This is a genomic window from Rickettsiella grylli, assembly GCF_000168295.1.
Taxonomy (GTDB): Bacteria; Pseudomonadota; Gammaproteobacteria; order Diplorickettsiales; family Diplorickettsiaceae; genus Aquirickettsiella; species Aquirickettsiella grylli.
In genome coordinates this window covers 1,305,806-1,322,472 of record NZ_AAQJ02000001.1, presented here as the reverse complement: position 1 = coordinate 1,322,472, position 16,667 = coordinate 1,305,806, and the positions used below count along the sequence as shown (strand labels likewise).

13 protein-coding genes and 3 tRNA genes are annotated in these 16,667 nt (G+C 37.4%); 14 read left to right on the top strand and 2 right to left on the bottom strand.

The window, feature by feature from the left end:
- Nucleotides 1-133 precede the first annotated feature (133 nt).
- From hemB to RICGR_RS06085, 10 genes are all read left to right on the top strand, one after another.
- Nucleotides 134-1,129: a porphobilinogen synthase gene (hemB, locus tag RICGR_RS06130; RefSeq protein WP_006035878.1), complete on the top strand. Its 996-nt coding sequence runs from the start codon at nt 134-136 to the stop codon at nt 1,127-1,129.
- A 45-nt stretch (nt 1,130-1,174) separates the two neighbouring features.
- Nucleotides 1,175-1,261: transfer RNA gene (locus RICGR_RS06125), tRNA-Leu, on the top strand.
- A 38-nt stretch (nt 1,262-1,299) separates the two neighbouring features.
- On the top strand, nt 1,300-2,616 hold the full coding sequence (tig, locus tag RICGR_RS06120; protein ID WP_006035739.1) for a trigger factor: 1,317 nt from the start codon (nt 1,300-1,302) through the stop codon (nt 2,614-2,616).
- An 89-nt stretch (nt 2,617-2,705) separates the two neighbouring features.
- Nucleotides 2,706-3,368: an ATP-dependent Clp endopeptidase proteolytic subunit ClpP gene (gene clpP / locus RICGR_RS06115; protein ID WP_006035064.1), complete on the top strand. Its 663-nt coding sequence runs from the start codon at nt 2,706-2,708 to the stop codon at nt 3,366-3,368.
- 72 nt (nt 3,369-3,440) lie between these two features.
- Nucleotides 3,441-4,760: an ATP-dependent Clp protease ATP-binding subunit ClpX gene (gene clpX, locus RICGR_RS06110; RefSeq protein WP_006034999.1), complete on the top strand. Its 1,320-nt coding sequence runs from the start codon at nt 3,441-3,443 to the stop codon at nt 4,758-4,760.
- A gap of 21 nt (nt 4,761-4,781) precedes the next feature.
- Entirely contained in the window at nt 4,782-7,271 is a 2,490-nt protein-coding gene (lon, locus tag RICGR_RS06105) for an endopeptidase La (RefSeq protein WP_006035440.1), read from the top strand.
- Nucleotides 7,272-7,381: 110 nt separating this feature from the next.
- Nucleotides 7,382-7,660 (top strand): HU family DNA-binding protein, encoded by a 279-nt coding sequence (locus tag RICGR_RS06100; RefSeq protein WP_006035984.1) that lies wholly within the window; start codon nt 7,382-7,384, stop codon nt 7,658-7,660.
- A 45-nt stretch (nt 7,661-7,705) separates the two neighbouring features.
- A tRNA-Val gene (locus RICGR_RS06095) sits at nt 7,706-7,781 on the top strand.
- Nucleotides 7,782-7,798: 17 nt separating this feature from the next.
- Nucleotides 7,799-7,875, top strand: a tRNA-Asp gene (locus RICGR_RS06090).
- Between the two features lie 118 nt (nt 7,876-7,993).
- On the top strand, nt 7,994-9,448 hold the full coding sequence (locus tag RICGR_RS06085; protein WP_006034924.1) for a peptidylprolyl isomerase: 1,455 nt from the start codon (nt 7,994-7,996) through the stop codon (nt 9,446-9,448).
- Here the strand turns inward: RICGR_RS06085 and ispD are convergent, their stop codons facing one another.
- Entirely contained in the window at nt 9,449-10,177 is a 729-nt protein-coding gene (gene ispD, locus RICGR_RS06080) for a 2-C-methyl-D-erythritol 4-phosphate cytidylyltransferase (protein ID WP_006035298.1), read from the bottom strand.
- A gap of 166 nt (nt 10,178-10,343) precedes the next feature.
- On the opposite strand from ispD, the gene cysQ reads away from it, so the two are divergent.
- Both cysQ and RICGR_RS06070 read left to right on the top strand, forming a co-directional pair.
- Nucleotides 10,344-11,138, top strand: a complete 795-nt coding sequence (cysQ, locus tag RICGR_RS06075; protein ID WP_006034866.1) for a 3'(2'),5'-bisphosphate nucleotidase CysQ — start codon at nt 10,344-10,346, stop codon at nt 11,136-11,138.
- 31 nt (nt 11,139-11,169) lie between these two features.
- Nucleotides 11,170-12,162 carry a malate dehydrogenase gene (locus RICGR_RS06070; protein WP_040615223.1) on the top strand — a complete coding sequence of 331 codons (993 nt, stop codon included), beginning with the start codon at nt 11,170-11,172 and terminating at the stop codon, nt 12,160-12,162.
- Between the two features lie 313 nt (nt 12,163-12,475).
- Here the strand turns inward: RICGR_RS06070 and RICGR_RS06065 are convergent, their stop codons facing one another.
- Entirely contained in the window at nt 12,476-14,764 is a 2,289-nt protein-coding gene (locus RICGR_RS06065) for an FtsK/SpoIIIE family DNA translocase (protein ID WP_006034703.1), read from the bottom strand.
- A gap of 164 nt (nt 14,765-14,928) precedes the next feature.
- On the opposite strand from RICGR_RS06065, the gene trxB reads away from it, so the two are divergent.
- The gene (gene trxB, locus RICGR_RS06060) at nt 14,929-15,885 is read left to right on the top strand and encodes a thioredoxin-disulfide reductase (protein WP_006035641.1); all 957 of its coding nucleotides are present in this window, start codon (nt 14,929-14,931) and stop codon (nt 15,883-15,885) included.
- 25 nt (nt 15,886-15,910) lie between these two features.
- Entirely contained in the window at nt 15,911-16,639 is a 729-nt protein-coding gene (locus tag RICGR_RS06055) for an MlaA family lipoprotein (protein ID WP_006035906.1), read from the top strand.
- Nucleotides 16,640-16,667: the final 28 nt, after the last annotated feature.

The following is a 16,667-nucleotide window of genomic DNA, read 5'->3' as shown; positions in this document are numbered from 1 at the left end:
AATGTGCCGAATAGAGCGGGTGATTCTAACAAAAATAAATCAAACAATACAAGTAGAGTATGAAGTATTGTTTATAGGGATCACTTTATGCGCTAAAGTAGTGAAGTTTAGAATATTAAAAAAGGGGTTCATTATGCGTCAGTTTCCCTATACGCGATTACGTCGTTTGAGAAAAAATCAATTTAGTCGACGTTTAATGCGCGAAACAAGGCTAAGCTGTGAGGATTTAATTTATCCAGTGTTTGTATTACCAGGAAACCACCAACGACAAACGATAACGACGATGCCTGGGATAGAACGACTTTCTCTGGATTATTTGCTGGATGAAATGACGATTCTGCAGCAATTAAAGATTCCAGCAGTTGCTTTATTCCCCGTTGTTCCGTTAGGAAACAAAACGTGGGATGCTTTTGAGGCTTATAACCCTGAAGGGTTAATTCCTTACGCGATAAGAACGCTCAAGAAAAATTTTCCTGATATGGGGATAATCACCGATATTGCACTTGATCCCTATACACAACACGGTCATGATGGTCTTTTATCGAAAGAAGGTGTTATCTTAAATGATGAGTCCATAGAAATATTAGTTAAACAAGCGCTTTGTTATGCAGAAGCAGGGGCAGATGCCTTAGCGCCTTCTGACATGATGGATGGCCGGATTGGCTTTATTCGAAAATCATTAGAGGAAAAAGGCTACAAAAATACCCAAATTATTGCTTATTCCGCAAAATATGCGTCCCATTTTTACGGGCCCTTTAGGGATGCCATAGGGACTCTCAATCAATTAAAAACAGCCGACAAAAAAACTTACCAAATGGATCCAGCCAATAGTAATGAGGCGCTCCAGGAGGTTGCGCTGGATCTTGCTGAAGGGGCAGATATCGTCCTGATAAAACCAGGATTGCCTTATTTGGATATTCTTTATCGGGTTAAGCAACAATTTGAAGTCCCTACGTTTATTTACCAAGTCAGTGGAGAATATACCATGCTAAAAACAGCGATTATGCAGGGATATCTAGACGAACGTGAGAGCATTTTAGAAAGCTTAATGGCGATGAAACGAGCGGGGGCTGACGGTATTGTGACCTATTTTGCCAAGCAAGCCGCGAGTTGGCTACAAATTCACTAGATTGATTTTTTTCATGATAAGATAGCTGTATAATTAACGACCTTTGCGAAAGTGGCGAAATTGGTAGACGCGCTGGATTTAGGTTCCAGTGGGTTAAAACCCTTGAGAGTTCGAATCTCTCCTTTCGCACCAGCATTGGCATGGGATTTTTACAAGATAAGAGCTTTAAAATGATGAATGAAATGCAAGTTTCGGTGGAAAGTCTTGATAATTTTACTCGACTCCTAAACATTACTGTACCCGCTAGCCAGTTAGAAGAAAGAAAAAAGCAGCATCTTCTTGAGCTGGCCAGAAAGACGCGTTTAGATGGATTTCGACCCGGGAAGGTGCCGCTGGGTCATATTGAAAAACTTTATGGAAAGAGTATATGGCACGAAGTTATAGAAAAAACCTTGCGTATCAGTTTATCGAATGCTTTAGAGCAAAAGACTTTAAATCCAGTAAGTCAGCCCCATATTGAGTCTATAAAAGCAGCACCGGGTACTGATCTTACTTATACCGCTCGTTTTGAAGTTTACCCCCCCGTGGAAGTTCCTTCATTAAAAGGGGTAAGTTTAGAAAAAATTAACGTGACGATAACCGAAGAAGATCTTGATAAAGTATTAGAGAAAATACGTAGGCAATATGCTGAATGGATTGAGGTGCCTGATAAAGCTTGTTATGGTGATAAGGTTACCTTTGATATTGTTTTCTCTGATACAGCGGAGAAAACGCGCAAAGATTTACAGTGGATTCTTGAGCCGGATAAAATTCCGGAAGGATTTTCTGCGCTGGTATCAAGCAAGGCTGGAGATACGTTATCGGTTTCTTTTCCACACGATCAAGAATCTAAGCAAACTTACACAGCAACAATAAAAGTAAAAAAAGTTGCTAAAGCGAAATTACCTGAGTTAGATGATACTTTTGCAAAAAAACTGGATATTAAAGAAGAGACAATGAGTGCTTTAAAACGCCAAACGAAGGAACATATGCAAATAGAATTAGATAACGTGTTGCGTGAAAAATTAAAAGCACAGATTATCGATAAATTGGTTGCCTTGCATGTTATTCATGAATTACCTAAAGGTGTACTTCATCAAGAATTCCAACGGTTAGAACAAGATATTTTTAGACAAGAAAAGCAACAAGGAAAGAATAAAAAAGATTTATCAGAAAGCCAAAAAAAAGATTTAATGCAGCTCGCACGTCGTCGAGTAACGTTAGGGTTATTATTTAATGCATTCATTGAAAAATATCAATTGCAGGCGGATGAGTCGCGGGTTCAACAATATATTGATCGATTCGCGAGCGCTTTTCAATATGATCAAATGATGCGCGATAAGCTGTATAAAGACAAAAATATGCTCATGAGTATTCGGTCTTCGGTTTTGGAAGATCAAGTGATTGATAAGCTGTTAGAAGAAGTCGAATATGTTGAAAAAACCGCTGACTATTCAGAGATTATGAACTTCACAAGTAAAAATCAGGAGATAGGAGATATCCTTTAATTCGTACATGAGACACATTAGGTTTTTAAAATAGCAGCGATGTTATCTTAAAGCGTTGTCTAAAATTTATTTTTATTTAGAGAGCCATTATGTATTTACGCAGTTTATCAAAGGAAAAAACGAACTCATTATTAGTCCCTATGGTTGTTGAACAAACCGGTCGTGGCGAAAGAGCTTATGATATTTATTCTCGATTATTAAAAGATCGCATCATTTTTGTTGTAGGACCTATTGAAGACCATATGGCTAATTTAATTATTGCGCAAATGCTTTTTTTAGAGTCTGAAAACCCAGATAAAGATATTTCACTCTATATTAATTCACCCGGCGGCGTAGTGACTTCTGGTTTAGCTATTTACGATACGATGCAGTTTATTAAACCGGATGTCAGTACGATGTGTATTGGTCAAGCAGCGAGTGCCGCTGCTTTGTTGCTTTGTGGTGGAACAAAAGGAAAACGCCATTGCTTACCTCATGCGCGGATGATGATTCACCAGCCATTAGGAGGTTACCAGGGACAAGCGACGGATATTGAAATACATACGCGTGAAATGTTGTTAGTTAGGGAAAGAATCAACAGTATTATGTCTAAACATACAGGGAAAAATACAGAACAGATTTTACGGGACACCGATCGTGATAATTTTATGGGCGCGCAACAGGCTATCGATTATGGTTTGATTGATGCGGTTTTAACAATGCGTTCAGAAGAGAGAGCCAGAGAATCTTTAGTGGCTTCGTCTGCCGATTAAATCGGTCAATGTCAATTTTTTTAATTTGTTTAAATATCAATATATGAATAATAGTTTGTTGAGGTAATAAATATGAGTAGTTCCATTAATGATAAAACCTCGGGGCCTCTTCACTGTTCATTTTGTGGTAAAAGTCAGGATGAGGTGCCAAAATTAATTGCAGGCCCTTCTATTTTTATTTGTAATGAATGTGTGCAACTATGTAGTGATATTTTACAAGAGGAGTTTCAGCAGGAAGCTCCACGCCAAGAAGGTGGAATGTCTATTCCTAAACCTTCAGAGATTCATGAAGTATTTAATGAGTTTGTTATTGGTCAAGAGTTTGCTAAAAAAATATTATCGGTGGCTGCCTACAATCACTATAAACGGCTAGAACTCATTAAGAAAGCGCGTCTTCATCCGTTGAATACTAAAGATGATACGGAATTAAGTAAGAGTAACGTATTGCTGATAGGCCCTACTGGAAGTGGTAAAACGTTATTAGCGAAAACACTCGCGCGGGTTTTTAACTTACCTTTTGCGATTGCGGATGCGACAACGTTAACCGAAGCAGGCTATGTCGGTGATGACGTAGAAAACATTTTACAAAAATTATTGCAAGCGGCGAATGGAAGCATTGAAAAAGCGCAGCTTGGGATTATTTATATTGATGAAATTGATAAAATTAGTCGTCGTGCTGAAAATCCGTCCATTACTCGAGATGTTTCAGGTGAAGGTGTTCAACAAGGATTACTCAAGTTACTTGAAGGAACAGTGGCTTCCGTGCCATTACAAGGTGGACGTAAACATCCTAACCAAGAAACAGTCCAAATAGACACAACGAATATTTTATTTATTTGTGGAGGTACTTTTTCTGGTTTAGAAAAAATTATTCGTGAACGTACCGAAAAAACTGGAATTGGGTTTTCTGCTGACGTACGTAGTAAAAAAGATAAAAAAAGTTTAACAACACTGCTCAGTCGACTTGATTCCGAGGATTTAATTAAGTATGGGATTATACCTGAGTTAATTGGACGTTTACCGGTTATTGCAACCTTAGAAGAACTTGATGAAAGCATGCTGATACAGATTTTAAAAGAACCTAAGAATGCGTTGATTAAACAATATTTTAAATTATTTAAAATGGATAATGTTGATTTAGAGTTTCGTGAAGATGCATTGCAGATGGTGGCAAGAAAAGCATTAGCCCGCAAAACAGGGGCGAGAGGTCTACGTGCAATCTTAGAAAGTGTTTTATTAGATACAATGTATGAATTGCCTTCTATGCAAAACGTCAATAAAATTGTTATTGAAGCAAGCACTGTTAGCAAAGGAGCAAAGCCCTTGTTAATTTATAAACAAGAAAAAGAAATCGAGTTGGATAATAAAGAAATAGCAGCGGGCAGTGAATAAATCTTTTTAAGGTTATGAACTATGGTAAAGCAATTAACGGATGACAGTGCAACTTCGAAGCGTTTACAGAAGCTACCACTACTTCCTCTCCGAGATGTCGTTGTTTACCCTCATATGGTAATCCCATTATTTGTAGGTCGAAAACAATCCATTAAGGCGTTGGAAGCCGCAATGACGGAGTCCAGCACTGAAAAGAAAGTTCTACTTATCGCCCAAAAAAATCCTGCTGAAGATAACCCAACTATTGAAGGCTTTTATCACGTTGGAACAATAGCGACTATTTTGCAATTATTAGAATTGAAAGATGGTACCGTTAAAGTCTTGGTGGAAGGTTCTCAACGCGGTAAGGTTACAGCATTTATTCAAGAAGAAGACTATATTGCAGCAGAAATTGAAGTGGTAGGCATACCTTCCATTGAGCTTGATCAAGAGATTGAGGTGCTGACACGAACTATTCTAAGTCAATTTGAACAATATGTTAAATTAAATAAAAAAATTCCTTTAGAAATTTTAAGTACGTTATCGAGTATTGATAATCCCGGCCGATTAGCGGATATGATTGCAGCGCATTTGACACTTAAAATTCAGGAAAAGCAAAAAATTCTCGAAATTTTTGATTTAAAAAAACGTTTAGAGTGTTTGTTAGCTTTCCTTGAAAGTGAAATTGATCTTCTACAAATTCAAAAACGAATTCGTGGACGCGTTAAGAAGCAGATGGAGAGAAGTCAGCGTGAATACTATTTAAATGAACAGGTAAAGGCGATACAAAAAGAATTGGGAGAATCCCAAGGCGTTACGAATGAGCTTGACGAGCTTGCAAGTCGAATTGAAAAAGCCAAAATGCCGAAAGAGGTAAAAGAAAAATCAGTTTCTGAATTAAATAAACTGAAATCCATGTCCCCAATGGCTGCCGAAGCCACAGTAAGTCGAAATTATTTAGATTGGATTTTATCCCTACCTTGGAATAAACGAAGCAAAGTTTGCTACGATTTAGATAAAGCGCAAAAGATACTCCAGGAAGCACATTATGGGTTAGAGAAGGTTAAAGAACGAATTATTGAATTCTTAGCGGTTCATCAACGCGTTAAAAAATTAAAGGGTCCCATTTTGTGCTTGGTGGGTCCGCCGGGGGTTGGAAAGACATCTTTGGGACAATCCATTGCTAAGGCTATAGGACGAGAATTTATACGTATGTCCTTGGGCGGCGTACGTGATGAAGCCGAAATTAGAGGCCATCGACGCACCTATATTGGTTCTATGCCGGGTCGAATTATGCAGAAAATGGCAAAGGTGGGTGTTCGAAACCCTCTATTCATGCTGGATGAAATCGATAAAATGGCGATGGATTTTAGAGGAGATCCGGCTGCAGCACTCCTTGAAGTGCTCGATCCCGAACAAAATCACGCGTTTGATGATCATTATCTTGAAGTGAGTTACGATTTGTCAGAGGTATTATTTATTGCGACAGCAAATACGCTGAATATCCCGCCTGCCTTATTAGATCGGATGGAGGTTATTCGTATTCCCGGTTATACAGAAGATGAAAAAATTAATATTGCAAAACAACACTTACTTCCTAAACAACTGAGTCAAAATGGCATAAAAATCTCAGCAAAAAACAAAGAGTTAATTTTAGCTGAAACGGCCTTGCAGGATATTATTCGTTATTATACCCGAGAAGCGGGTGTTCGTAGTCTTGAACGCGAAATTGCTAAAATTTGCCGAAAGGTAGTAACAGAAATAGCACGTAAACCGAGTGTAAAATCCGTGACGGTTACTCGTGATAACTTAGAAAAATTTCTTGGCGTGAGGCGTTATCGTTATGGCTTAGTGGAGCAGTATGACAAAATTGGACAAGTCAGTGGTTTAGCATGGACCGAAGTAGGTGGTGATTTATTAACTATCGAAGCAGCGGTTGTTCCTGGAAAAGGTAAAACAAGTTATACCGGTCATCTGGGTGAGGTGATGCAAGAGTCTATCCAAGCTGCGTTAACAGTCGTTCGGAGTCGTGCTGAAATATTGGGTATCCCTGTTCATTTTTATGAAAAAAAGGATATTCACGTTCATGTTCCAGAAGGTGCAACACCTAAAGATGGGCCGAGTGCTGGGATTGGTATGTGTACCGCTTTAGTCTCTGCGATTACTAAGGTTCCTGTGCGATCGGATGTTGCGATGACAGGGGAAATAACATTACGCGGTGAAGTATTACCGATAGGTGGTTTAAAAGAAAAGTTGTTAGCCGCACATCGTGGAGGCATACGTGAAGTTATTATTCCCGAAGAAAATAAACGCGATCTGAAAGAAATTCCTAAAAATATAAAGGAAGGTTTAATTATCCATCCCGTTCGTTGGATCGATCAAGTATTGGATATTGCTTTACAGCATTTAAAAAAAACGTTAGTTAAATCTAATGTGAGTAAGAAGCGTGAAAAAAAAATAGCGATGCCAATCAGTAAGCTAGTCAATAAAAAAAGTCAAACGAAAATTAATCCTACGACAAATACTCGTTAGCCAATTGCTTATTCCTTGACAGAGGATTCATGCTATTGATATAAACGGTCGCTTATATTCTATAGCAAGACGCTTGGGTTAGTTTTTAATTTCTACCGTTGTGAGGGTATATGAATAAATCAGATTTAATTGATGTTATTGGAGAAGCAGCGCAGATTCCAAAAAATGTTGCTGGAAAAACTTTAGAAAAAATTTTAGATTCTATTACGAAAGCTTTATGTGAAGGTGAAGATGTGAGCTTAGTGGGCTTTGGTGCACTGTGTGTTCGTCATCGTAAAGCACGTACTGGGCGTAACCCTAAGACTGGAGAATCTATACCTATTAAAGCAAGTAATGTGGTTGCATTTAAAGCAGGAAAGGTCTTAAAAGACGCGGTACAAAAAGGGTAGCAATATTTTATAAATAAGTTTAGAATGGCGTCCCTTTCTTCTATAGGGTGCTTAGCTCAGTTGGTAGAGCATCGCCCTTACAAGGCGAGGGTCGTAGGTTCGATCCCTACAGCACCCACCATCTATAGTATTTCAGGAGGAGTGGTAGTTCAGTTGGTTAGAATACCGGCCTGTCACGCCGGGGGTCGCGGGTTCGAGTCCCGTCCACTCCGCCAATTCTCTAGAAGAATTAAGTATAAATTGAAAATATCGTTCAAATTAGATAATAAAGATTCACTAGAATTTAAATAGATTTACCCTTAATTTTTTAGATTTTTTCACCTAAAATTTTTTATGCTACAGTCCATTCGTGATAAATCGCAAGGCTGGATAACAAATACTGTAATTGGTTTATTGATTATTATTTTTGCTTTATGGGGCATTCATGGGTACGTAGTGTTTCATGAAAGCGGAAATAATAAGATTGTTGCGAAGATTGCAGGTCAATTATTACGACAAAGTGATTTCGAAAAAATCTATCAAAGAGCCTATCAGCAAAATAGAGATTATTTGAATCAATCTTTTTCTCATGATAAAAAAAAAGTTGAAGCGTTAAAAGAGCAAGTGGTGCGAGAGTGGGAAATAACACAGGTTTTAGTTTACGCTGCGTTACAGTCAAAATATCGTATCAGCCAGACCTTAATCGATTCGTTTTTGTTACAGGTTCCAGCGTTTCAATCCGCAGGGCAGTTTTCTATTGAAAAGTTTTATAGTGTACTACGGGCCAATGATTATACTAAACTGGAATTTTTAGAAGAAATAAAAAAAATGTTACTGATTAATCAAGTGCAACAAGGCATCACACAAAGTGCATTTGTGTTACCTCAGGATATTCGTAATTATATAGAATATAACCATCAAAAAAGAGATTTTAGCTATCTTATTGTTCCCTATTCAATGTTTTTAAACCAACAAAACATTCCTGATTCCAGAATTTTTGCTTATTATCAAGAAAATAAACAGCTTTTTAGACAACCAGAGCAAGTGAGCATTGAATATGTTCAACTTTCCTTAAAAAATGAAAAGAATTTTCTAGAGTCTAGGGATAAATTAGCTCATTTGACCTATGTTCATCCTGACTCTTTAGCGATTGCAGCGAATACATTGGGCCTAAAGATACGTTCTACTCCATTTTTTGGTAAAACAGGTGGCCAACAAGGATTAAGCAAAAATCCAAAAATAATTACTGCGGCTTTCAGTCGAGATGTTTTACAGGGAAATAATAGTGCTGTCATTGATCTGAATACGAACACGGCAGTTGTTTTGAGAATTAAAAAATATAATTCTGAACATAGACAACTATTTAATGAGGTAAAAGAAAAAATAAAAAAAATATTGAATAAACAATATGCAATCACTAAAGCACAACAATTTGGAGAAAATCTGCTGAGAGACCCTCATAAAATAGAAATGAGTTCCATGGAAAAAATAAGCCAAAAATTAAAATGGCATTTTATGAAACAAATTGATCGACAGGATAAGAAATTAAACAAAGAGCTATTAGATGCCGTATTTAGATTGCTTCCTCCGGGTAAAAATGTTCCCGATTCATTTTGGATGAAAGGTTTTCGTTTGAAAAATGGAGATTATGCATTAATTAAATTAATTACAGTTTATAATCAACAAAATTTACCACTCACTCGCGCAGTTTCAGCGTCTTATCGTAAAGAAATAGCGAACGGATTTGGCCAATTAGATTACGCACTTTACACACAGTGTGTATTGAAAAAATTTAAATTGACTTCGTAGTTACTCTAAATAGGGGTTAAATGAGTGATCGGGTGGGTTGGATCGAATGGAAAGATAATAATCCAGTAAATTTAAATCTTCTTTAGTCGTTATTTTAATATTATCAGCACGTCCTTCTAATAATTTAGGTTGTTGTCCGATGAGTTCAATGGCGCTCGCTTCATCGGTAATACATTTATTTTTTTTGATGGCCAACGCAAGCGCTTTCACTAGCCAATGATAACGAAACATTTGAGGAGTGACTGCTAACCATATTTTTTGTCGATCCAATGTTTTAAATTGCTGTTTGTCGACGTATTTAACGGTGTTTTTAATCGGATGTCCTAATAATCCACCCACGGGATGGTCATTTAATTGGTTAATAAGAAGATCAATATCACTTTCATGTAAAAGTGGTCGAACGGCATCATGGATGACGATCCAATCGTTTTTTTTTGAAATGTTTTTTAAAGCTAACAAACCATTGAATACTGAATGACAACGTTCTTCCCCTCCCCATGCAGTCATTAAATGAGAAGAACGAACACGAAGTTTTGGCCAAAGATCGTCTTTTTTATGGATAACCACAACACATTTTTTAAACTTTGGAGAGTTGAGTAGCGTGGTTAATGTATATTCAAGTATTGTTTTTCCTTTAATCGAGATATATTGTTTTGGGAAATCGAGCCCCATGCGATGGCCAACACCAGCGGCCGGAACAATAGCGAAATAATTAGTAAAGTCTTTCATTTTGATCGTTATGTATCCAATTTTGGACAAAATAATAATGATTAATCAGGTTGTAAACGTGAAAGAAATTGAAGCATTGATTGTAAAACGTGGCCAGTTTCATATCTACGGCACTCTCTTGTTTATTATTTTTGTATTTTCTTGATGCATTGTATACTGCAAGTCTATGAATTTTTTGCTTAATGAAGTTATTTCTCTTGCTAAAAAAGTAGGGAATTTAGTGCTTACACTGTATCAAAGTGATTTTAGTGCTGAATATAAAAAAGATCACTCCCCTATAACTGTTGCTGATTTAGCCTCTCATGAGTGTATTTGTCAAGAATTGAAACGATTAACACCGGATATTCCTATTATTTCTGAAGAATCAGGATCGATTTCGTATCAAAAAAATCAAGTGTGGGATAAGTACTGGCTCGTTGACCCTTTGGATGGAACAAAAGAATTTCTAGAAAAAAACGACGAATTTACAATTAATATTGCTTTAATTGAACAAAATAAGCCAAGTTTGGGAGTTATATTTGTTCCTTGTAAGAATATTTGCTACTTTGCTCATAAGCGTTTGGGTGCTTATAAACAAGTCGGTCAAACGCAACCACAGGTTATACGTAGCCGCATTTTAAATGCCAAGGAACCTATTACTGCCGTCGTGAGTCGACGGCATGGTAGAGAAAGGATAAAAAAATTTTTAACTCAGTTTGCGCGTTTAAATTTATTGTCTTGTGGAAGTGCATTAAAATTCTGTTGGCTCGCTGAAGGCTTAGCAGATGTATACCCCCGTTTTTCGCCTACTTTTGCCTGGGATATCGCAGCCGGTCACTGCATATTGACGGAGGCAGGCGGTTTCATTATAGATGATATCGGGAAAGAGTTGGAATATAATCCATTCGTTTTACAACGATCTGGTTTTTTAGCGGTAGCGGATAAACAATATGCGTGGTTAAATTATCTTAAACCGTATTAAAAATTGATGCATTTTTTATAGGAATCGAATGATGAACAAAAAACCCATAAAAATAGCCATAACCGGAGCAGCCGGTCAAATCGGTTATGCTTTATTATTTCGTATTGCTTCAGGTCAAATGTTTGGTGCGGATCAACCAGTTATACTTCACCTATTGGAATTAGAAAAAAGCCTACCCATGCTCAATGGCGTGGCTATGGAACTGGAGGATTGTGCTTTTCCCTTATTAAAAAATATTATTTGTACGAGTGAATTGAAAGAATCGATGAAAGATATTAATTGGGCTATTTTAGTGGGTTCTATGCCGCGGAAAGCAGGCATGGAACGTGCTGATTTATTAAAAATAAATGGATGTATTTTTGCTCCTCAAGGAAAAGCAATGAATGCGTATGCGGCCTCCGATGTAAAAATTTTTGTCGTCGGAAATCCTTGTAATACCAATTGTCTGATTACCATGCACCATGCACCGGATATTCCTAAAAGTCGTTTTTTTGCGATGACGCTGTTAGATGAAAATCGTGCGCGTGCACAATTGGCAAAAAAGGCTGCGGTTTCAGTGAGTGAAGTGACTCAAATGGCTGTGTGGGGAAACCATTCGTCAACCCAATATCCCGATTTTTATCATGCTAAAATTGCGCATCAAGCGGTGATTGATGTTATTCCGGATAAAAATTGGTTAGAAAATGATTTTATTCACCGGGTACAAAAACGCGGTGCCGCCGTGATTAAAGCCAGAGGCGCTTCTTCAGCCGCTTCGGCAGCGAATGCAGTTGTGGACAGTATTTACCACTTAACACATGATACTCAAAAAGATGATTTTTTTTCAGTGGCCTCTTGTTCAATGGGTCAATATGGAGTTGACGAAGGTTTAATATTTTCTTTTCCTAGTCGCGTTGAAAATAATCAATTGAAAGTAGTAACCGATATTCAACATAATTTATTTGGTGAAGAAAAAATTAAATTAAGTTTAAATGAATTACGTGCTGAAAAAAATGAAGTAAAAGAAATGAAGCTTATTGACTAAGCGCATCGAAAACAAAAAATGTACGGCGGATTTATTTTAATTACTGTTTTTCCTCCGTACATAATTTTAAAGTATTTTTATTTTCGCTAAACTAAAAATTATTATTTTTAATTTTATAGTTTTTATTTTAGTTGGAATAAATAAAAAATAATACCGAATTATTTTTTATTTGTCTAAATATAAAAATTTTTTTTAAAAAAATAAGAACGGGAATTATAGTTAAGGTTGATTAACGAGAAAAATAATGAAGACTAACGATGGATTTGAAGTGTTTGAAAAAATTTTGAATCATTTAACAATAAGCCTAGAAAATTTATTCATTTAATCGGTCAGGTATAAGGATTTCGCGATTTCCATTACTTTCCATGGCGCTTACTAAACCGGCTTTTTCCATATCTTCCATTAATCGCGCAGCACGGTTGTACCCAATTTTCAGTCGTCGTTGAATGCTAGAAATGGAAGCTTTGCGCGTTTCTATAACAATTTGCACGGCTTGGTCGTAAAGTACATCTTTTTCACCTAAACTGCTCTCTGGAAAATCTAAATCTTTTTCTTCATTCACTTGGCTGAGATCAAGTTTATATTCTGGAGCTGCCAATTTTTTTAAGGCGTCAACAACATGGTGAACTTCGTGATCGGCAACAAATGCGCCATGAACGCGAATAGGAAGGCCTGTCCCCGGTGCTAAATACAGCATATCACCATGACCTAATAGTTGTTCAGCGCCTTGCTGGTCAAGAATAGTTCGCGAGTCAATTTTCGATGAGACTTGAAATGAGATACGGGTTGGAATATTTGCTTTAATTAAACCCGTGATCACATCAACGGAGGGTCTTTGCGTGGCTAATATTAAATGGATGCCTGCCGCTCTCGCTTTTTGAGCGATTCGAGCAATTAATTCTTCAACTTTTTTACCAACGACCATCATCATATCCGCAAACTCATCGATTAATACGATGATATAAGGGAGTTCTTCTAAAACTTCTGGTTTATCAAGCTTTCCGCAGGGATCATGAAGAGGCTGCCCTTTCTTGTTGGCTTCTTGTATTTTTTGGTTGTACCCTGCTAAGTTTCGGACACCTAAATGTGCCATCCATTTATAACGGCGTTCCATTTCGGCGACACACCAACGTAGAGCATTTGCGGCTTCTTTCATGTCGGTTACAACAGGCGCTAAAAGATGAGGAATACCCTCATAAATGGCAAGTTCTAACATTTTGGGGTCTATCATGATAAGCCTAACGTGTTGAGGAGTTGCTTTATACAAAATACTCAACAACATCGCATTAAGGCCGACCGATTTTCCTGAACCTGTTGTTCCAGCCACCAGTAGATGTGGCATTTTTCCTAAATCAACAATGACAGGATGACCCGCGATATCTTTTCCTAAGGCGAGTGATAGCGGTGAACGTGCTTGTTGATACGCAGTGGATGTTAATATTTCGCTGAGACGGACAATTTCACGATGTTTATTAGGCACTTCAAGCCCAATAACTGATTTACCTGGAATGACTTCTACAATACGTACACTGATTACCGATAATGAACGTGCTAAATCTTTTGCAAGACCCGTAATTCGACTGACTTTAATTCCTGCAGCAGGTTGCATTTCAAAACGAGTCACCACAGGACCTGGATGCACAGCGACAACCTGTACGTGTATTCCAAAATCTTTTAAACGGAGCTCAACGTCTCGGGATAATTGCTCTAATTCTTCGCACGTATACCCTGCTTTGTTTAATTTTTCAGCAGGATCCAAAAGGCTTAATGAGGGGAGAGAAGATCCCGTCATTGTTTTTTTAGTTGAAATGAGAGCGGGGGAGGAGTACGGCTTAATCGAAGGTGGTTTTGAGTGAATTTCTATGTGATTAGACGCGGAAGCGTTAATAATGGAATTAAAGTGAGGCGCTTGTTTGCTCGTTGATGTATTGAACGTATTGACGTTATAGGATGGATTGATGTGCGATTTTACTTTATCCGCTTCTCTTTTTTTGATGAGGTGCTGTGTAAATTGTTTAAATTTTTCCGTAATTTTTCCTGATATTAACACAATATAGTGACTTATTTTGTCAATGACATTTAACCAAGAAAAACCAGTTGCAAGTGTCGTGCTCGCTAATAAAAGCGCTAATAAAAATAAGGTGCTACCCACCACATTAAATTGAGCAATAAAACGGTTGGTAACCCAATTGCCTAGCTGCCCACCCGGCGTGATGCCTTTTATGGTCTGTGAACTATGTAGCGCCACCAGTCCACAAGCGGCAATGAATAGGGTGATATATCCTGTAAGCCGTAACGCTAGAAAAGGATAACTCAATGATAGACTGGAAAATCGGCCTTTAAAACATTGCCATCCCCCATACAATAATAATGCAGGAAATAAGTAGGCTAAAGAACCAAAATTATTAAAAAAGAAATGAGCCAGAAGATCTCCTAAACGGCCAGCAATATTGATTGAAGTTTTAGCATAAAGAAAAGGATGGTAAGTCCATAAGGCTAAAAATAAAAAAAGAGCCAAAGCACTACTCACAATGAGGAAACCTTCCAGTAGACGCTGTTTTAGGCTTAATTGTAAAAATGCTTCAGGTCTATTTTTTTTCAATGGGGCTCCTTATATAACGATAATCGTAAAGGTCTAGCATATCGTCTTTTTAATTACTTAGGGAAGTAGAGATACTATTTATAGCGTTCTTTGTTATACTTTATGCATTCAATTTAATTATAACAATTTTTTTATTATTTGGGTTTTACCCTAAAGTGGATATTATGAACAAGGTTCAAAATCACCGTTTAATTATTTTAGGCTCTGGACCAGCAGGATATACAGCAGCCCTTTATGCAGCAAGAGCAAATCTTAAGCCGGTACTCATTACCGGACTGCAAAAGGGCGGCCAACTCATGACCACAACTGATGTTGATAATTGGCCGGGTGATGAAGAAGGTTTGCAAGGGCCTGCGTTGATGGAACGGATGTATCAACAGGTACAACGCTTTAATAGTCATATTATTTTTGATCATATCAATCAAGTAGATCTATCAAAAAATCCTTTCAGCTTAAAAGGAGATGGCACACTTTATCATTGTGATGCGTTGATTATTGCAACCGGTGCATCGGCTAAATATTTAGGTCTACCGTCTGAAAAGGAATTTATGGGCAGAGGCGTTTCAGCGTGTGCGACGTGTGATGGTTTTTTTTATAAAGGTCAAAAAGTTGCTGTTATTGGCGGTGGAAATACCGCTGTAGAAGAAGCGTTATATATGGCTAATATTGCTGAACAGGTTTTTCTTATTTATAGAAAAAGTAAATTTTTCCGGCCTGAAGAAATTCTATTGGACAAGCTTATGGCAAAAGTTAACGCTAAAAAAATATCGTTAATGTTTGACACTGAAATCGATAAAATTTTGGGGGATGAAAAGGGAGTCAATGGGATAAAGCTTTTTAATAATAAAACAAAAGCGACGAGTCAATTAGACGTTCAAGGTGTTTTTATTGCAATTGGTCATAACCCCAATACCACGATATTTAAAAATCAATTAGACATGGAAAATAACTATATTTTGGTGCGTGGAGGCAATAAAGGTTTTGCAACCGCAACAAGTAAAAAAGGTGTTTTTGCCGCAGGCGATGTAATGGATTCTGTTTATCGCCAAGCGATTACTTCGGCTGGAACCGGTTGTATGGCCGCATTGGATGCCGAAAAATATTTAAGTGAAAACCCCTAGAATTATAATTCATTGGAATTCCAAAATGTATAGGAAATTATTAGGTTTTTGCTTATTGTTATTGATAGCATCGTCCGTTTTCGCAGTTGATTCGGATAATGGTGTAAATAACGACCCTTATGAAAATTATAATCGACATGCGTTTAAATTAAACCAAACGTTAGATAAAGTTTTTTTTAAACCCATTGCGACCGTCTATAAAACAATACTGCCTTGGCCTGTTACCAAAGGTATCAATAATTTTTTTAGCAATTTAGAGCAACTTCCCACGATTGTGAATGATTTATTACAAGGTGAGTTTTATGATGCGACTTCTGATGCATGGCGTTTTTTGATAAATAGTACAGTAGGGATCGTAGGCTTTGTTGATGTTGCGAGTCGAATTGGCTTGCCTGATCATCACCAGGATTTCGGTATCACATTAGCGAAATGGGGGTATACCTCATCTGCTTATTTAGTCGTCCCTATTTTAGGTCCTCGAACAGTACGAGATACCCTTTCCTGGGGGATGGATTATGGTGTTTTTTCAGTTTATCTCTATATTAATGATGTTGCTTGGCGAAATGCGTTAACAGCGGGAAGTTTTATTAATGCGAGGTCTCAACTACTGGATTTCGATCAGACCATAAAACAAGTTTCTTTTGATCCCTATATATTTCAACGTAATGCTTACTTACAACGTAGAAATTATTTAATTCGTAGGCGTAATTTAACACTGGATGAATATTGCGAAAACGATGATGAGACAGAGTAGTGTTGTGAATTTTTACAACAGATTATTT